This is a genomic window from Arthrobacter glycogeni (assembly GCF_054511155.1).
The window spans coordinates 37048-56083 of record NZ_JBTNDE010000022.1 but is presented as its reverse complement, the minus strand read 5'-3'; the positions used below and the strand labels follow the sequence as shown (position 1 = coordinate 56083).

The window sequence follows — 19036 nt, the reverse complement described above, 5'->3', positions numbered from 1 at the left end:
CTCCTCCCGCTCCTTCGCCATATATTGCAGGTTCTGCTTTCCACGAGGTCGACCGACCACAACATGCTCCCTAAATTTCAGGGTGTTGCGACGATGCCTAGAATTCAAGCGGTGCGCAGGTACGTGATGTCCGAAATCCAGACCGCGTCCAAAGTTCCGGTATCCCATTTCCTTGTCACAAGGTCCGGAATCGAATGCACCCGCGCTTCCCCAATCGGGGCCACGGGACGGAAACGACGCGGGGAAATCCCCTCCAAACCCTGGCGCCGCATCGATGCGGCAACAGTTTTCCGATCAACACCGGTCCCGTTCCTAGCCAGCACCGCCCGAATCCGCGGAGCCCCATACGTCCCGTTCGAGTCGAGGTGGACCTGCCGAACCAACTCATCAAGGTTGGTTTGATCTGATCTTCGGGTGGAGCCACCATCGAGGATCCGGCGCCGCCAAGCGTAGAAACCGGATCGAGACACGCGTAAAAGCCGGGCCATTCGTGCAACCGGATAGTTGGCCTTCTGCGCCTGCATCAGTTCGAAGCATTCCGACTCTGTTGCTTGGAAGCGAAGAAGGCTGCGGCTTTTCCCAAGAACTCATTGTCCATTCGCAGCTGCGCGTTCTCCCGTCGTAAACGCTCCAGCTCCGATGCCTCTACCTCCATCGCCGCCGACTTCTCCGGGGCCTCCATACGGGCTCGCTCCTGGGCCACCCACCGGGCCAAAAGTTGCTCACCGAGCCCCAACTCCCGAGCCACCGGCGCGACCGGCCGCCCGGTATCGATCACCAAGCGAGCCGCCTCCCGCCGATACTCCGGGGTAAATTTACGTCGTGTTGTGCTCACAAGAACACCTTCCCGCAGAATCCAAGGATCCCGCTACTTCAGGTGTCCACCAACAGAGGCTAACCCCAAATCCGCTAGGCGAGCACAGTGTGCGACACGTTGTCCGGGTTGCCGAACCGGTGAGCAGTGATGCTCACCGCCTGCTCGTGCAGGAACGGCAGCATCTCAAGGCGCCCCGATTCGGTAACCGGTCCTGCATAGATGGCCACGTCCGGATTACCCAACGTCGCAGCACACAGGTCCGAATAGCCGCCGCCCACCAGCCGCACCCGGCCGAGACCAGCTGCCGGCGCGTGCGCCAGCCAGGCGGCGTCGTCCTCAACACCATGATCCACGGCGTGCGCCGACAACACAGCAGTCAGCGCAGGCGGCAGGGAATGGGCAGACGACACCCGCAGCGTCGCTCCTGTACGCAGCCCGGCGGCAAGCACCCGAACCAACGACGCCAGGGTTCCCTGCTCGTTGAGACGGACCGTCACCGCACCAGGAACGTACCGGAACTCATTGCGTTCCACCCCGAGCCCCGACACATCACGGTTGGCGCCGAAGGACTTCACCCAGTGGCGCTGATCGTCGGCCGTCGCACGGGCCAGGAAGCCCTGATCGACGGCGGGAATGTCGGCAGCGTGCAACAGGTCCCGGACCGGTGCGCTCAGCGGCGCATGGACATTTCCCGGGTGCAGCTCGACGGGCTTCCAGCTGCCGAGGTGCATCAGGTAATTGGGGCCGCCGGCCTTCGCGCCGGGTCCAACTGCCGACCGCTTCCAGCCGCCAAAGGGCTGACGCTGCACGATGGCGCCGGTGATGCCGCGGTTGACGTAAAGGTTTCCGGCCTGCACTGCGTCCAGCCACAGGGCCAACTCATCGCTATCCATGGTGTGGATGCCCGCCGTCAGACCGTAGGCACTGGCGTTCTGCCATTCAATCGCCTGTTCCAGCGAATCGGCGTGCATCACGCCCAGCACCGGACCGAAAAACTCGGTGAGATGAAAGTAGCTGCCGGGTTTCACCCCCGCCCGGACGCCCGGGCTCCAGAGCCGTCCGGTGTCGTCGAGCTGCTGCGGTTTGACCAGCCAGGTCTCGCCGTCGCCGAGCGTGGTCAGCGCATCACGAAGCTTTCCTTCGGCTGGCTCGATGACCGGGCCCATTTCGGTGGCCGCGTCGTGGGGGTACCCCACCTTCAGGGATGCCACGGCGTCGACCAGCTGGTTGCGGAACCGCGCCGATCGCCCAGCCGACCCCACCAGAATCACCAAGGATGCCGCAGAACACTTCTGCCCGGCATGACCGAACGCCGACTTGACGACGTCGGCGGCCGCCAGATCGAGGTCCGAGCTGGGCGTCACAATCAACGCGTTCTTGCCGCTGGTTTCAGCGAGCAGGGGCAGGTCATGCCGCCAGCTGCGGAACAGCTTCGCGGTGTCGTGCGCCCCGGTGAGGATCACCCGGTCCACCGACGGATGGGAGATGAGGTGCTGGCCCACAGGGCCCTCCTCGACGTCAGCGAAGTGCAACACCTCGCGGGGGACTCCTGCGTCCCACAGCGCCTGCACGAGAACCGCAGCACAGCGCTTCGCCTGCGGTGCAGGCTTGACGACGACGGCGCTGCCCGCCGCCAACGGGGCAAGGGCAGACCCGGCCGCGATGGCCACCGGGAAGTTCCACGGCGGAGTCACCACGGTCAGACCGGCCGGAACAAACTCGGCACCCTCGACCTGGTCCAACTCCTCGGCGAGGAGCGCGTAATAGTTGGCGAAGTCGATTGCCTCGGAAATCTCCGGGTCGGACTCGGCGACTGTCTTGCCGGTCTCGCTGGCCGCAACCTCCACCAGGTCCCCGCGGATCGCCGCGAGCCGCGCCGCCGCGTTCCGCAGCACCACTGCCCGTTCGGCTCCGGTCCGGGACGCCCAGCCGACCTGGCCCGCGAGCGCCGCCACGATGGTACGGTCGACGTCGTCGTTCGTGTCCAGCCAAGACGCCTCCACTAGCTCAACCCCGAGGAATGACCCCGGAACCCGCTCAAGGATTGCTGTCGCCCAGTCCCTGATCACCGGGAGAGACGGGTCGGAGTCGGCCTGGTTGGCAAACTCACCGGGGACCGACTCCACGAACCGGTCGACAGTCTGCGCGCGGTTCGGTCCTGGCACAGCGGTGTCCACAGCGGCCAGCGAATCGAGGAAGCGCTGCTTCTCCCGTTCGAACAGCTGGGGATTCTTGTTCAACTCGAAAACAGCCGACATGAAGTTTTCCTGGCTGGCATTCTCCTCGAGCCGACGGATCAGGTAGCTGATGGCGACGTCGAACTGGGCCGGGTGCACCACCGGCGTGTACAGCAGGAGAGAGCCAACATCCTTCTTGATCTCTTCGGCCTGCTCCTCCGCCATCCCAAGCAGCATTTCGAACTCGATCCGGTCCTCCACCCCGCGGGCGAGCGACAGCAGGCGCGCGAAAGCGATGTCGAACAGGTTGTGGCCGGCCACACCGATCCTGACCGCCTCAGCGTTCTCGGGGCGCAACGCCCAGTCAAGGCACCGCTTGTAGTTGGTGTCGGTCGCTTCCTTCGATGGCAGGGTGGCGGCCGCCCACCCGTGGACCGTCGCATCAACCAGTTCCATGGCCAGGTTGGCTCCCTTGACGAGCCTGACCTTGACGGCCGAGCCGCCGTCTGCCCGGCGCGCGGTGGCCCACTCAGTGAGGTCCTGCAGCGCCCCGAGCGCATCGGGCAGGTAGGCCTGCAGCACGATTCCGGCCTCGAGGTGCGTGAGGTCCGCAGTGCCGAGGATGCGTTTGAACACCGCGACGGTCAGATCGAGGTCGTGGTATTCCTCCATGTCGAGGTTGATGAACTTCGGCGCCGGCGACGACGCAGCCAGCCGGTACAGGGGAAGGAGCCGCTCGGCGACCCGCTCCACCGTCTCGTGGAAGTCCCACAGGTTCATGGTGCTCACCACGGACGACACCTTGATCGAGACGTAGTCGACATCGTCGCGGGCCAGCAGTTTCCTGGTCCCTGCGAGGCGGGCGTCGGCTTCCTCGTTGCCGAGCACCGCTTCACCGAGCAAATTGATGTTGAGCCGGACCGATTCGCCCCTGAGCCCGGCAATCGCCTTGCCCAGTTTGTGGGGCCGGGCGTCGACGATGAGGTGTCCCACCATTTCGCGCAGCACCCGCTGCGCCACGGGCACCACGATGCCGGGCAGGGCCGGAGCAAGTGCTCCGCCGAGTTTGACGGCGCCGCGCATGTACCAGGGGAGGAACGACGGCGTCTGCCGGGCCAGTTTCGACAGGTTCCGTGCAGCGACTGCGTTGTCTTCGGGCCGGATGACCCTGTCGACGAAGCCGAGCGTGAACTGCAGTCCGGCGTCGTCCTTCAGGACCTCGGCGAGGAGCTGCGCCGATCGTGACCCGCGGGTGACGGTGGGCTCGGGGCGGCGGGCGTCGTCCAGGTGCAGCCAGCGGCGTACCAGGGCGACGGCGTCGTCACCCACGGCTGCGGGAGCGGGATCAGCGGTGGGAAAGCGTTGTGTCATGCGATCGTGCCTCACAATGCGACGGGCCACTGCAATCGGATCCTGAGTCAGGTGGTATTCCCCTTGCGGGGCCGGTGGCCGATCAGCCGGGGGCGCATTCCGCCTCGGCATGGTAGGCCGCGCGATGCGGGCGCGGGTACCAGAAACATCGTAACCCGCGTCGCGGGTCGCGGGTGCCAATCTGCGCTAGAGTGGTCGCATGTCTGTAGTACAACTCCTTAGCTAGCCGTACGGTCGACCGTGCGGCATGCCCCTCCCTGGACGAGGGGCTTTTGTGTGTCTAGGGGCAATTGATCAAGAGGACAGGGCAAACGACAGTGAGCACGCAAGCCGACGCCGGGCAACCGGACGAGAACACCTATAACTTCGCCGACATCGAAGCCCGGTGGCCCGCGGAGTGGGACCGGCTACAGCCGTTCAAGCCTGCCGACGACGGATCCCGGGAACGACGCTACGTCCTTGACATGTTCCCGTACCCCTCCGGCGACCTGCACATGGGTCACGCCGAAGCGTTCGCGATGGGCGACGTCGTCGCCCGCTACTACCGTCAGCTGGGCTTCGACGTCCTCCACCCGATTGGCTGGGACTCGTTCGGGCTGCCCGCCGAGAACGCCGCCATCCAGCGCAACGCCCACCCGTCCGAGTGGACCTATACGAACATCGAGACGCAGGCCAACTCGTTCCGGCGTTACGCGATTAGTGTCGACTGGTCGCGGCGGCTGCACACGTCCGACCCGGGGTACTACCAGTGGACGCAGTGGCTGTTCGTGCGTTTCTTCGAAAAGGGCCTCGCCTACCGCAAGGACTCACCGGTCAACTGGTGCCCCAAAGACCAGACAGTGCTGGCCAACGAGCAGGTAGTCAACGGCGCCTGCGAGCGCTGTGGCACCCCCGTCACCAAGAAAAGCCTGAACCAGTGGTACTTCAAGATCACCGACTACGCGGACCGCCTGCTCGATGACATGGACCAGCTGCAGGGTCACTGGCCCGAACGGGTGTTGGCCATGCAGCGCAACTGGATCGGCCGCTCCGAGGGTGCCCGTGTTGACTTTGTCGTCGAGGCAGCTGAAGGAGCGCCGGCGCAGAGCGTCCCCGTGTTCACCACCCGTCCCGACACGCTGCACGGTGCCACGTTCTTTGTGGTGGCAGCTGATGCGCCGCTGGCCCTGGATCTGGTCACCGAGGCCCACCGGGCTGAGCTGGAAGAGTACCGGGAGGGGATTAAATCCCTGTCGGAGATCGAGCGCCAGTCCATTGAGCGGGAAAAAACCGGCGTGTTTATCGGGCGCTGGGCCATCAACCCCCTGAACGGTGAGAAGCTGCCGGTCTGGGCCGCCGACTATGTGTTGGCCGACTACGGGACCGGAGCCATCATGGCCGTCCCCGCCCACGACCAGCGTGACCTCGATTTCGCGAAGGCGTTCAACCTGCCGGTGAGGATGGTCGTCGACACGGGTGCTGATAACCCTGCCGCATCGGGAGTCGCGACTACTGGCCCCGGCACGCTGGTGAACTCCGGCGAACTGGACGGGCTGGGCAAAGACGAAGCGATCGCCCGCGCCATTGAACTGGTGACCGAACAGGGCACCGGCGAACAGACGGTCAACTACCGGCTGCGCGACTGGCTGCTGTCCCGGCAGCGGTTCTGGGGCACCCCGATCCCCATCATTCACTGCTCAACGTGCGGCGAAGTGCCGGTCCCCGACGACCAGCTGCCTGTCACCCTGCCCGAGGACCTGCGCGGCGGGGATCTCTCCCCGAAGGGCACCTCACCGCTGGCCGCGGTCGAGGAATGGGTGAACGTGTCCTGCCCCCATTGCGCGGGGCCCGCCAAACGGGACACCGACACGATGGACACATTCGTCGATTCGTCCTGGTATTTTCTGAGGTTCGCCTCACCGGAGACCACCGATGCACCATTCGACACGGATGCGGTCAACCGCTGGCTGCCCGTGGGTCAGTACGTGGGCGGCGTCGAGCACGCCATCCTACACCTGCTGTACAGCAGGTTCTTCACCAAGGTGCTGTTCGATCTGGGACTCATCGGGTTCATCGAACCGTTCGCCGCACTGTTGAATCAGGGGCAGGTACTTAACGGCGGCAAAGCCATGAGCAAGTCGCTGGGCAATGGTGTTGACCTGAGCCAGCAGCTGGACAAGTTTGGTGTCGACGCGATCCGGCTGACCATGGTCTTCGCTTCCCCGCCCGAGGACGACGTCGACTGGGCGGACGTCTCGCCGTCGGGCTCCTCGAAGTTCCTCGCCCGCGCCTGGCGCCTCGGCCCGGACGTCACGAGCGCGCCCGGCGTCGACGTCTCGGCTGGTGACCGTGCGCTGCGGTCGATCACCCACCGGACCGTGGCCGACAGCGCGGCATTGCTGCGGAGCAACAAGTTCAACGTGGTCATTGCCCGTGTGATGGAACTGGTCAACGCAACCCGCAAGGCCATCGACTCGGGCGTCGGTGGTGCCGACCCGGCCGTTCGTGAAGCCACCGAGGCCGTTGCAGTGATCCTGAGCCTGTTCGCCCCCTACACGGCCGAGGATCTGTGGAACCGGCTGGGACACCCGGCGTCGGTGGCGACAGCGGGCTGGCCCGCCGTCGACGAGACACTACTGGTACAGGACACGGTGGTCGCCGTCGTGCAAGTGCAGGGCAAGGTCCGGGATCGCCTCGAGGTTTCACCGGACATTACCGAGGAAGCGCTGCGGGAACTGGCGCTGGCCAGTGCTCCCATCCAGAAGACCCTTGACGGTAGGGGAATTCGGACCATCATTGTGCGGGCTCCGAAGCTGGTCAATATCGTTCCGGAGTGACCCATGCCTCCCGTTCAAGCAGTGCAGCCTCACCCGGTTCACGCCGTAGCGGTCCAGCGTGAACCGTCGGCGCCGCCGAAATCCGGCCCTCCCGGTTGGTATCCGATGAGGTGGCTTGAGCGGCTGTGGGTCCGGCCGTCGGGTGCACGGGCCACGCCCCAGACCGCCGTGAAGCCCCGGATTGCCGTGGTGACCGATTCGGCCGCGGCGCTACCGCCCGGCTGGCTGGCCGAGGGCGGGGCGGCGCACGGCGTCGTCGTGGTGCCGATGCCGGTGATGATTGCCGGCCGGATCTTCGGTGAGGGGACCGACGATCTCACCGGACCGCTCTCCGTCGCGTTAGCCGAAGGGGCCGAGGTGCGCACCTCACGGCCATCGCCCGGACAGTTCGAAGGCGTGTACCGAAGGTTGGAAGCCGAGGGCGCAACGGGCATTCTCTCCGTGCACCTTTCGGCTGACCTGTCGGGTACCACCGACGCAGCACGGTTCGCGGCCGCCGCGGTGTCGATTCCGGTCGAGGTTGTCGACTGCCGGACGGTCGGTATGGCGATGGGGTTCGGTGTAGCCGCCGCGCAAGCCGGTGGGCGCGACGGTCTTGACCTGGCCAGCGCAGCGGCGGTGACGAAGGCCGTCTGCGATTCGTCGACCCTGCGGTTCCTGGTGCCGAGCCTTGAACAACTGCGCAAGGGCGGCCGGATCGGCGCGGCAGCCAGCGTGCTTGGCACCCTCTTGGCGGTAAAACCCATCCTCAGTGTTCAGGAGGGCAAGGTCCTTCCGCTCGAAAAGGTGAGGTCCACTGCCAAGGCAACGGCACGCCTCATCGATTTGGTGGAGGCAGACATTGCTGGACGGTCCGAAGCGGTGGTGGCGTTCCATTACTTCGGCAATCACACGCAGGTGGCGGAGCTCGCGACGACGCTGCAGCACCGCCACCCCGAGGTGCGCACAGTCCTGGCCCAGTTGCCAGCTGTGCTTGCGGCCCACACCGGTCTGGGCGTCATCGCGATCGCCGTAGCCGGACGGATTGGCGACGCCGACCGGCCCTCCACAGCCCCCTGAGTTCCACTGGGATTACCCACATAACCTGACGCCGCACCCCCGTAATTCGTCGGGGAATCCTAGGCTCAGCAGCATGGCACAACACCGCTGGGCGACCAGCCCTCCGTCCCGCGGCAGGATCAGCGCATGGCAGAATCCGCCAGATCCCGTACAGGACGTTGACGGTCCAGAAGATCTTGAGACGCCGGAAAATGTTGTGACCTTGGACAATGTTGAGACCCTGGACGGTCCGCGGCCGCCACCTCGGGGAGGCCGCCGGTGGGCGGTTGGACGTGGCGCGTCGCTGGTGGTGCTTGGTCTGACGCTCTCCATCGCCTTCGGTCTCTTTGTTCTGCGCGGTGCCCCATCGCCGGAGGTGACCTCGGTGGCGTTCGACGCGCCAGCCAGTAGCCAACCCGGAACGGGCGGCGCCTCAGGTTCGTCTGGAGCGCCCTCGTCTGGAGCGCCCTCGTCTGGTGTACCTCCGCAGGGGGAGCGGGTGGGAAGCGGATCAACTGGTGGATTGTCGCCGCCTGCGCCGTCCCAGGGAACCGCCGATACGGCCGAAGACGCAGTCCAGCAGGTTCTCCTAGTTCACGTTGCCGGGGCCGTAGCTCGCCCGGGTGTGGTGGAGCTGGCATCGGGTTCTCGAGCATTTGAAGCGCTGGATTTGGCAGGCGGAGCGTTGCCCGAGGCCGATCTCGCCGCGATTAACCTGGCCGCGCCCGTGCAGGACGGCCAACAGATCAGGGTTCCGCTGCACGGTGAGGTCCCGCCCAATGGGCTGCCACCTCTAGGTTCCGGCGACTCCGGTGGCGCTGGTGGCGGCCCTGCGGCGGGCGGCCCTGAAGCCCCGCCTCCTGTCGGCCCGATGGGTTCACCGGGGATGGTGAACATCAACACGGCCGATCTTGATGAGCTCGAAACACTTCCGCGGATTGGCCCCGTCCTCGCAGAGCGCATCCTCCAATGGCGGACCGACCACGGGGGGTTTACCAGGCCCGAAGACCTCGACGCCGTCCCAGGTATCGGCGAAGCGATGCTCGCGGCCCTGCTCCCCGTGGTGACAGTGTGACGGGCCCGCGTCGACGGGGTACGAGATGAGAACCCGCAGGGCCTGGACAAGGTATCTTCAGGCGGCCACCGAGCCGCCCCAATCACGGCGCGACTCGGTGGATCAGATTCCTGAGCGCCGCTCCGGCTGGTTAGCCCTACCCGGCTGGGTCTCGCTGTCCGGCCGGGCCGCGATACCTGGACGGTTGACGAAGTGGAAGGAGCGTCTGGCACCGGACTCCCCGACACCTCGCACCGAACCAGGGACCGGGGATTTTCGCCTTCTGCCAGCTACTGCAGTGGCCTGGGCTACCGCAGCGGGGGTGACACAGCTCGACGCCGCTGCAGCCTTCCTCTGTGCTGGAGTCTTGGCGGTGTTGGCCGCGTGTTCCGGGATTGGCTGTTTCGTTCCCGTCGGAATGAGGCGGATCAGGCTAGTAGTCCTCTGGTGTGTGGTGCCTTTGGCTACTGCAGCGGTGGTCGCCGTGTCGGCCGCCGCCGCAGTTGAGGCCCGCACCATGGGGCCGGTGCTCTCAGCCGTGCACGAGCGGGCGTCCATCACCGCGGTCCTCGAGGCAACCTCGGATGCCGTCCTGATCAGCCCCGACCGGTTCACGGGGGCGGACCGGTTCCTTGTTGAGGCGGCGCTGATAGCCGGCACGGTCAACGGGACCCAATTCGCTGCACACACCCCGGTGGTGGTAATCGGGCCGGCATCCTGGCACCGGGTCACCTCCTCAGACTCGATTAAAACCGCGGGGCGTCTCCTGCCAACGGAACCAGGAGACCGGGCAGTCGCCTTACTCATGGCTGAGACGAGCCCCCTGGTGCAGACGTCAGCAGATTGGACCACCTACCCGGCACAGGTGCGAAAGGATTTCGTGGAGCTGGCGTCGCGGCTGGCGGGGGAGGGTGGCCTCTTGCCGGGGATGGTCATCGGCGACCGTAGCACCCTTGACGAGCTAATTGAACAGGATATGCAGATCACCGGCCTGACCCACCTCACCGCGGTGAGCGGCGCCAACTGCACCTATGTGCTCGCGTTCGTTTTCCTCGGTGCCCGCGCCGTGGCCTTGCCCCGCCTGCCCGCGGCTGTGTTGGGAGTCCTTGCCCTGATCGGCTTCGTGATCCTGGTCAAGCCCGAACCAAGCGTGCTCCGCGCTGCCGTGATGGGAGGGCTCGGCGTGGCAGCGGTGCTAACCGGTCGTGGCAGGGTGCCGCTTGCTCTCCTGCTGCTGACCGTCGTCGTATTGCTCACGGCCGATCCATGGCTGACCGCCTCCTACGCATTCATGCTGTCGGTGACCGCGGCCTCCGGTCTGATCCTGTTTGGTCCGATACTGGCGACCAGGCTGGCCCGATTCATGCCGGCGCTTGCCGCCCGGCTCCTCGCCGTTCCGATTGCGGCTCAGCTGTTCTGTACTCCTATCGTGATCCTCCTGCAGCCCGCGCTACCGCTCTACTCGGTTCCCGCGAACTTGGCTGCCAGCCCGGTAGTGCCGGTGGTCACGATCCTTGGAATGGCAGCCGTGGTGTTGCTTGTCGTAGCTGAGCCCCTTGCCGTGCCGTTGGTCCTGGTGGCCGGATGGGGAGCCGGCTGGGTGGAAACGGTAGCGACATTCTTCAGCTCCGCACCGGCGGCGGCCCTGCCGTGGATGGGCGGTCCGTTGGGTGCGGTGCTCACCGGCGCCCTGTCGTTGGCGATAGTTCTGGCTGTCGCATTCAGCCCACGGCTGCGCGCGGCTTTCCGGAAACCGCACCAATCAGGTCGACGGGGCGGGCACCGACCGGGTGCCGGTCGAGGCAGGGCCTTCGCTGTGCTGTGGCTGGCGGCTGGCTGCGCGCTGGGCCTTGGCGCAGTGATGGTGTGGTCGTCAGGTCGCGGCACGGAGGGCGCCTGGCAAGTCGCCGCCTGCGATGTTGGCCAGGGCGACGCGTTTGTGCTGCGCACCGGTGAGCGGAAGGTGATTCTGGTCGACACCGGTCCGGAACCCGACGACGTCGACGCCTGCCTTGATCGCCTCGCTGTCACCACTGTGGAGCTCCTGGTCCTGACCCACCTGCACGCCGACCATTACGCAGGAATTGAAGGAGTTTTCAGGGACAGGTCGGTGGAGCGGATCCTCTACTCGTCCTCCGAGCCGGCTCTCCCCACAGCGGTCACGGCGGCCTCCTCTCAGCGCCCTTTGCCGGAGCGGCTGGTGGAGGGCATGCACGGAGAACACGGCGACGGTGGCTCCTATGGCCGTGTCAGCTGGACGGCGCTGTGGCCAAGTGCTGGTGCGCAGCTCGAATCGGAAAATAATTCAAGTGCGGTGTTGGAAGTCATCATCGATTCTCCAGACGGCGCCGACGTCGCGATCCTGATGACGGGTGATCTGGAGGAGGACGCTGCCCAATCGTTGCTGCGCGCCAACCCGGGTCTCGTGGAACGAGGAGTTGACATCCTCAAAGTCGCTCACCACGGTGCACTTAATGGCGGGCTGGAACTTGTCCACGCCGTTCGCCCCCAACTCGCCCTGATATCAGCTGGCCAGGACAACGACTACGGACACCCTCATCCGTCGATCGTCTCTGGACTGTCAGCGGCGGGGATTACTGTGGCAAGAACCGACGAGCTCGGGACGTTTCTCGTCTCGGTGCAGGACAACTTGTTGCGGATCCGGCGGTGACCACCGGATCCGCTTTGCCGTAGGTCCGGCCCGTGGCACAGTTGACACGTAGACCATCGATCCGCCCACCACTCAGCAGGAGCAACCGCGTGACGTCGAGGCAAGCCGCATCCCGTCGGGAACCAGTTGGCAGCTCGGGAATCCAGTGGCGGACAGTTGTGCCTGCGTCGGTAGTCCTGCTCAGCGGCCCGGAGGAGTACGCAGCGGGTCAGGCTGTCGAACGCATCCGCCGCAGCCTGCGCGATGCCCGTCCCGATCTTGAGGACGTGAAGCTGGACGCCGGTAAGTATGAGGCCGGTGATTTGACGATCCACGGCAGTCCTTCCCTTTTTGGCGAAGCTAAATTGATCGAGGTGAGTGGCCTCGCTCAAATGAACGACGACTTCCTGCAGGACGCACTCGGCTACCTCTCGGATCCAGCGCCCGACGTCGTCCTGGTGATGCACCACAGCGGCGGAAACCGCGGCAAGAAACTCCTGGACGCCGTCAAAGCGTCGGGGGCACCTGTCGTTGACTGCCAGCCGCTGAAGAAGGACTCGGACAAAACCGATTTCGTGGTCGAGGAATTCCGGGCCGCTGGGCGGCGGATCGGCGGTGGGGCACTGCGAGCCCTGGTGGCGGCCGTCGGCTCCCAGCTCGCCGAGTTAGCAGCAGCCTGTCAGCAACTGATCTCCGATACGGCAGGAGAAATTACCGAGGAGACGGTCGAAAAATACTATGGCGGCCGGGTCGAGGTGACCGGGTTCAAGGTGGCCGACGCGGCTTTGGCTGGCAGGGGAGGTCAGGCCCTCTCAATGCTTCGGCATGCTTTGGCCACTGGTGCCGATCCGGTACTGCTGACCGCGGCGCTGGCGATGAAGGTCAGGGCCGTGGCGAAGGTCCATCAGGTGCGGGGGAGCTCAGCCCACTTGGCCAAAGAACTGGGGATGGCACCCTGGCAGGTAGATCAGGCCCGACGCGACGCCCAGCGGTGGAGCCCCGAGGCGCTGGTGCTGTGCATCCAGGTCCTTGCAGAGGCCGACGCCCAGGTGAAAGGCGCGTCACGGGATCCGGTGTACGCCGTCGAGCAGGCCGTCACCATGATTGCCCTCGCTGGCCGCGGCTAGTTTCCATCCCGACCCCACCCCGGCCCAACACCCCGGCCCAACACCCCGGCACCCCACCCCTCCGCCGAACCGTGCGGTCTGGCGGGTCGCCAGACGTAACCGCTCGGCGCACGGCGTTCGGCGCAGGGCGGTAGGTGAACGGAGGGTGAGGTTGAGGGCCCGCCCGTTAAACGACAGATGGCCGACCCGAAGGCCAGCCATCTGGAAAACGTCGAACAGTCGATCTCTGGTTAGAGAGCGTTGACCTTCTTCGAGATCGCGGACTTGTGGTTCGCCGCGTTGTTCTTGTGCACGACACCCTTGCTGACAGCCTTGTCCAGCTTGCGGCTTGCCGACTGGAGGGCGCTGGTAGCGGCTTCCTTATCGGCCGAGCCGATCGCAGTGTTGACGGCGCGGATAGCCGTCTTCAACTCGGACTTCACCGAGTTGTTGCGCTGACGTGCCTTCTCGTTGGTGAGAATGCGCTTTTTCTGGGACTTGATATTTGCCACGTATTTAGAACTCTCTTTGTATTGCGGACTGGTCGTGAGGGTAATTCAGTTCAACCAATGACTGAGCGGCGTGGGGATACCGTAGGCGATTGGACTAAAGTGCCCGTCGACCTGCGCGGACACACAGCTGTCTAGATTACCAGAGATGCCGGGATTAGTCCCGGCGGCGAGTCTGTCCGAGCGCGGCGGCACCGTCGAAAGATACGGCAACGTCAAGGGGTGGCGGCACCAAAGAAAGATGGAGGCACCGTCGAACGATCAGCCCAGCCGCGCCGCAACACGATCAAATTGCGCCCGCGGGAGCACCGCGCCGATTCGGCGGACATCGCCAGGGGCCAGTTGGATGATCCGATCGGTCCTGACCTCGCTGGGTCGTCTCTGCACATCCCAGGAGCCGGACCCGATGTCGACGTAGGCTGGATCCGACCTCGCCGAATCGTTCCGATTGCGACTGGTCAACATCAGGCCCAGCAACCTGCCGCGGTTTTCCCCGATCAGCAGGACGGGACGGTCCTTGCCCTGTCGGTGATCCTCTTCGTAGGGCACCCAGGCCCAGACGATCTCGCCGGCATCCGGGACATTGTCGGCCCGGGGGGCGTAACTCACGCGAGGGGTCCCGGTGAAATCACCGGGATAGGCGGTCGGCTTGCGGGCAACCCCCGACGGCCGCGTCGGGGGTTGCAACAGCCGGATGGCAGAACGGGCTAGTCGCAGTAGGGAACGGGCATCGAATGGCATGCGGTCAAGGATACAGTTCGGGTTCCTAAGCAATTCAAGATCAGTCGCCAGCTCGTGGGAGACTGTTAACCGAGCTGGTTTTACGTGACCGGCTGAAGAGGTAAGTTCACCTCGCTCCGAACCCGGCAGTTGTTGCTGAAACCAGTTGCTGCTGAGACGGCCGCTACGCAGCAGCCCTTTCGCAACAGCCCTTCCGCAACAGTAAGGAATGTCCTGTGTCACCGAAGGCCCGCACCTCACCGGTGCCCGCCGCCACTGATCCGGCGATCATCAGAAACTTTTGCATCATTGCCCATATTGATCACGGGAAGTCCACCCTGGCGGACCGGATGCTGCAGCTCACCGGCGTCGTCGAGCAGCGGGACATGAAGGCCCAGTACCTGGACCGGATGGACATTGAGCGCGAACGGGGCATCACCATCAAATCCCAGGCCGTCAGGCTGCCGTGGGAGCTCGATGGCGTGAGTCACGCACTGAACATGATCGACACCCCCGGTCACGTTGACTTCACCTACGAGGTGTCACGGTCGCTCGCGGCCTGCGAAGGGGCGATCCTGCTGGTCGACGCCGCCCAGGGGATCGAGGCCCAGACCCTGGCCAACCTTTACCTGGCGATGGAAAACAACCTGACGATCATTCCGGTCCTGAACAAGATTGACCTCCCCGCAGCCCAGCCCGAAAAGTACGCCGCTGAGCTGGCCAACCTGATCGGCGGTGACCCCGACGACGTCCTCCGGGTCTCCGGGAAGACCGGCATGGGAGTCGAGGCACTCCTTGACAAGATTGTCAGGGATCTTCCCCCTCCCGTCGGCAACCCCAACGCACCCGCCCGGGCCATGATCTTTGACTCGGTCTACGACACCTACCGCGGCGTCGTGACCTACGTTCGTGTGGTCGACGGCATGCTGCACCCCCGCGAGCGGATCCAGATGATGTCCACCCGTGCCAGCCACGAACTCCTGGAGATTGGAGTCAGCTCCCCGGAGCCCACGCCGTCCAGGGGACTCGGCGTCGGCGAAGTGGGCTACCTCATCACCGGGGTGAAAGATGTCAGGCTTTCCAAGGTGGGCGACACGGTCACCAACCTGGCCAAGCCGGCACAGGCGTCCCTCCCCGGTTACGCTGATGCCAAACCGATGGTCTTCTCCGGCCTGTACCCGCTGGACGGCACCGATTACCCGGTGCTCCGCGATGCGCTGGAAAAACTGATGCTCAACGATGCGGCCCTCGTGTACGAGCCGGAGACCTCCGCGGCCCTCGGCTTCGGTTTCCGGGTCGGGTTCCTCGGACTCCTGCATCTGGAAATTACCCGTGAGCGGCTTGAGCGGGAGCACAACCTGAACCTGATCTCCACCGCCCCCAACGTCGAGTACCAGGTGACGCTTGAGGACAAGAAGCTCATCCACGTGACCAACCCCAGCGAATATCCCACGGGCAAGATCGCCGAGGTCCGCGAGCCGATGGTCGCGGCAACGATCCTCGCCCCCACCGAGTTTGTCGGGTCCATTATGGAGCTGTGCCAGAGCCGGCGCGGCGTCATGGGCGGAATGGATTATCTTTCGGAGGATCGGGTGGAAATCCGTTACCGCCTGCCACTGGCTGAGATCGTGTTCGACTTCTTTGACATCCTCAAGTCCAGGACCAGGGGCTACGGTTCACTGGATTGGAAGGCCGACGGCGATCAGGTCGCCGACCTGGTGAAGGTCGACATCATGCTGCAGGGCGAGCAGGTCGACGCGTTCTCCGCCATCACCCACCGCGATAAGGCATACGCCTACGGCGTGATGATGACCGGTAAACTGCGCGAGCTCATCCCGCGCCAGCAATTCGAGGTGCCCATCCAGGCGGCCATCGGTTCACGGATCATCGCCCGGGAAAGCATCAGGGCCATCCGTAAGGACGTTCTCGCCAAATGCTATGGCGGCGATATCACCCGCAAGCGCAAGTTGCTGGAGAAGCAGAAGGAAGGCAAGAAGCGGATGAAGATGGTGGGACGCGTCGAGGTCCCCCAGGAAGCCTTCATCGCCGCCCTGACCACCGACGAATCCAAGGACAAGGTCAAAAAGTAGCAATGCCGAGTGCCCTGCCTCTCGGCCTGCCAGCGCCGGAGAACGGCCTGCTCCCGGAGCAGTCAGCGATTGGCAGCGCCCACCGCAAACTGGGGCTTTACGTCCATATCCCCTTCTGCGCAGTGCGTTGCGGCTACTGCGACTTCAACACCTACACGGCCACCGAGCTCGGCGGCGGGGCGTCCCAGGACCGGTACGCCGCAACCGTCAGTGCCGAACTGGACTTCGCCGCGGGAGTCCTGACCGCAGCGGGGGCAGCACCGCGCCCGCTGTCGACGGTGTTCTTCGGCGGCGGAACTCCCACGCTCCTACCAGCCGAGGACCTCGCGGCTGTGCTGCGCTCCGCCGTCGGGCACTGGGGGCTCGTCCCCGGCGCTGAGGTCACCACCGAAGCCAACCCGGACTCGGTGACGCCCGAGTCCCTCAAGATGCTGGCCAGGGCTGGGTTCACCAGGGTCTCCTTCGGCATGCAGTCGGCGGTGCCTCACGTGCTGCGGGTCCTGGACCGCACCCACGCGCCGGAACGGGTTCCGCTGGCGGTGCAGTGGGCACGCGATGCTGGCCTGCGCGTCAGCCTCGACCTGATCTACGGCACCCCGGGGGAGACCGCAACCGATTGGCAGCAGTCGCTTGACGCGGCCCTGTCCTACGGGCCGGACCACGTGTCCGCCTACGCGCTGATTGTTGAGGACGGGACCAAGCTGGCGGCGCGGATCCGGCGCGGTGAGATGCCCGACATCGACGACGACGATCACGCCGAAAAGTACGCGCTGGCGGAACGGTCGATGGAGGCCGCCGGCCTGGGGTGGTACGAGGTCAGCAACTGGGCCCGCACACCAGACGACGCCTGCCAGCACAACCTGGCCTATTGGCGCGGCGACGACTGGTGGGGTGCCGGACCGGGCGCCCACTCCCACCTGGGGGGTGTGCGGTGGTGGAACGTGAAACACCCGACGGCTTACGCCCAGCGCCTCGCCTCGGGCGTCTCGCCGGCCGCGGGCCGGGAAGTCCTCGACGACGACACCCGCTATGTAGAGGAGGTCATGCTCCGCGCCAGGCTCAGCGAGGGTCTTCCAACCCATAGGCTTCGTCCCGCGGGACGACTCGCTGTGGCGGGCCTGATAGCCGACGAACTCATTGTTCCGGCTGACGCCTTCGCTGGCGTCATCACGCTGACCAGCAGCGGCAGATTGCTGGCCGATGCGGTTGTCCGCAGGCTGCTACCCGACTAGGTCGCCCGAGTGCCCGGAGACCTTGGGAAACGTCTACCTGAACAGGTGCAGGTTGAAGGCATACCGGTACGGGCGGCCTCGGTTGACCTCGATCCCGGCAATCACTGAAGAAACGGCGATGGCCACCCAGATCAGCGCATTGACGACGGCGAACAGCCCACCGACCGTCGGCAGCAGTGACAGCAGCCACGCAAGAAACGCCACCAGCGTGGGCGGGAAAGTGAAATTGAAGGCTTCCCTCGATTCCTGGGCGGTAAAGGGGCCGCGGTTCCTGAAGATCAGCAGGATGACTAGTGAAGGAATGAACCCCAGAATCCCGCCGAAATGGGACAGTGTAGCCCACTGCCGGTCCTCGGACGCGGTCAATGGCAGGGCATTCGCCGGCACACCCTCAAAAGCGGAAGGGGGCTGGGCCTCGCCGCCCTCGGATCCGTGCTGTTTGTGCTGGTCAGCGGGGTTCGACAACTAGACATCCTCTATTGCATGGGGGCGCCTGGGCAGGTACCTTTCCCCTCTAGAATACGTCTTTGCCCGGAAAACGCGTAGCGCGGATCAGGGGCTCAAGCCGGGATTCCCGGGAATTGTGAGGAAGTCAATGACCTCTTCAACCCTGCCCAGGAGCGATGGTTCGAGGTCCGCGTAACTGGTGACGCAACCTAGCAGACGTTTCCAGCCATGCGCCACAGCAGCCTTGTCCCCGTATGGCCAGCCAAGACCGGCGAGGATTCCGGTCTTCCAATCCTGGCCGCGCGGGACCACAGGCCACGCGGTGAGTCCGACTGCGGCCGGTTTGATTGCTTGCCACACGTCAACGTAAGGGTGCCCGACGACGAGAACGTTGGACGCCGCACCCGGAACCTTCATCGCCTCCTGCGCGATGCGCTGCTCTTTCGACCCGGTCACCAGGTGGTCGACCAAAATACCAAGCCGTCGGTTCGGTCCCGGGCCGAAGGAACGGATCATTCCGGCCAGGTCGTCGACGCCGTGGAGCGGTTCGACGACGATCCCCTCGAGTCGTAGATCGTCACCCCACACCTTCTCGACCAGTTCGGCGTCGTGCTGGCCCTCCACCCAGATCCGGCTGGCCCGGGCGGTCCGCGCCCGCGCGCCGTCGACCCTCAGCGAGCCCGACGGCGTCAGCCGGCGCGCTGGTGTCGCCGGCGGGCCGATGGGTGCCACCACTTCGACAGGGCCACCATCGACGTGGAAACCGAATCCCAATGGGAAGGTCTTGAGTTTGCCGCGCCGGTCCTCCAGTACCATCACCCGCATGCCTCCGGACTTCTCGACCCGGACAACAGCGCCCACGTAGCCGCTCTGTACATCCTCGAGTACCAATCCCGTGCTGGCTGGAACCTTCGGGAGGGAAACCCGCCGCGGGGCGGAGATATCCTGGGCGCCCCATTCGTGTGGTGACAAAATTTTCGCTCGCTTCCAGGCTCGCCGCTGGACGGTC

At 65.2% G+C, this 19036-nt stretch carries 12 protein-coding genes and 1 pseudogene; 7 read left to right on the top strand and 6 right to left on the bottom strand.

Features of this window, described 5'->3' with window-relative positions:
• Positions 1-110: 110 nt before the first annotated feature.
• Both ACX80O_RS14100 and ACX80O_RS14095 read right to left on the bottom strand, forming a co-directional pair.
• Positions 111-856 (bottom strand): annotated as a pseudogene (locus ACX80O_RS14100) (IS3 family transposase); the annotation flags it as partial.
• Between the two features lie 53 nt (positions 857-909).
• A complete protein-coding gene (locus ACX80O_RS14095) occupies positions 910-4365 on the bottom strand; it encodes a bifunctional proline dehydrogenase/L-glutamate gamma-semialdehyde dehydrogenase (RefSeq protein WP_459333811.1) in 3456 nt (1151 codons plus the stop codon).
• A gap of 290 nt (positions 4366-4655) precedes the next feature.
• Between ACX80O_RS14095 and leuS the strand changes: the two genes are divergently transcribed.
• From leuS to holA, 5 genes are all read left to right on the top strand, one after another.
• Positions 4656-7181: a leucine--tRNA ligase gene (leuS, locus tag ACX80O_RS14090; RefSeq protein WP_459333810.1), complete on the top strand. Its 2526-nt coding sequence runs from the start codon at positions 4656-4658 to the stop codon at positions 7179-7181.
• A 21-nt stretch (positions 7182-7202) separates the two neighbouring features.
• On the top strand, positions 7203-8240 hold the full coding sequence (locus tag ACX80O_RS14085; RefSeq protein WP_459333809.1) for a DegV family protein: 1038 nt from the start codon (positions 7203-7205) through the stop codon (positions 8238-8240).
• Positions 8241-8313: 73 nt separating this feature from the next.
• Complete coding sequence (locus ACX80O_RS14080; RefSeq protein ID WP_459333808.1) at positions 8314-9294, top strand: ComEA family DNA-binding protein; 981 nt, start codon at positions 8314-8316, stop codon at positions 9292-9294.
• A gap of 277 nt (positions 9295-9571) precedes the next feature.
• Positions 9572-11944 carry a ComEC/Rec2 family competence protein gene (locus tag ACX80O_RS14075; RefSeq protein WP_459333807.1) on the top strand — a complete coding sequence of 791 codons (2373 nt, stop codon included), beginning with the start codon at positions 9572-9574 and terminating at the stop codon, positions 11942-11944.
• A gap of 89 nt (positions 11945-12033) precedes the next feature.
• Positions 12034-13050 (top strand): DNA polymerase III subunit delta, encoded by a 1017-nt coding sequence (gene holA, locus ACX80O_RS14070; protein ID WP_459333806.1) that lies wholly within the window; start codon positions 12034-12036, stop codon positions 13048-13050.
• A 230-nt stretch (positions 13051-13280) separates the two neighbouring features.
• Here holA and rpsT read toward each other — a convergent pair whose 3' ends face one another.
• Both rpsT and ACX80O_RS14060 read right to left on the bottom strand, forming a co-directional pair.
• Complete coding sequence (gene rpsT / locus ACX80O_RS14065; protein ID WP_459260271.1) at positions 13281-13541, bottom strand: 30S ribosomal protein S20; 261 nt, start codon at positions 13539-13541, stop codon at positions 13281-13283.
• A 258-nt stretch (positions 13542-13799) separates the two neighbouring features.
• Positions 13800-14147, bottom strand: a complete 348-nt coding sequence (locus ACX80O_RS14060) for a type II toxin-antitoxin system PemK/MazF family toxin (RefSeq protein WP_459333805.1) — start codon at positions 14145-14147, stop codon at positions 13800-13802.
• A gap of 347 nt (positions 14148-14494) precedes the next feature.
• Here ACX80O_RS14060 and lepA point away from each other — a divergent pair, with 347 nt between their 5' ends.
• Together lepA and hemW are read left to right on the top strand one after the other, a co-directional pair.
• Entirely contained in the window at positions 14495-16348 is a 1854-nt protein-coding gene (gene lepA, locus ACX80O_RS14055) for a translation elongation factor 4 (protein WP_459333804.1), read from the top strand.
• Between the two features lie 2 nt (positions 16349-16350).
• Positions 16351-17580 (top strand): radical SAM family heme chaperone HemW, encoded by a 1230-nt coding sequence (gene hemW / locus ACX80O_RS14050; RefSeq protein ID WP_459333803.1) that lies wholly within the window; start codon positions 16351-16353, stop codon positions 17578-17580.
• A gap of 33 nt (positions 17581-17613) precedes the next feature.
• On the opposite strand, the gene ACX80O_RS14045 is transcribed toward hemW, so the two are convergent.
• Together ACX80O_RS14045 and ACX80O_RS14040 are read right to left on the bottom strand one after the other, a co-directional pair.
• A complete protein-coding gene (locus ACX80O_RS14045) occupies positions 17614-18045 on the bottom strand; it encodes a DUF4870 domain-containing protein (RefSeq protein ID WP_459333802.1) in 432 nt (143 codons plus the stop codon).
• An 87-nt stretch (positions 18046-18132) separates the two neighbouring features.
• Positions 18133-18999: a DUF3097 family protein gene (locus ACX80O_RS14040; RefSeq protein WP_459309010.1), complete on the bottom strand. Its 867-nt coding sequence runs from the start codon at positions 18997-18999 to the stop codon at positions 18133-18135.
• Positions 19000-19036: the final 37 nt, after the last annotated feature.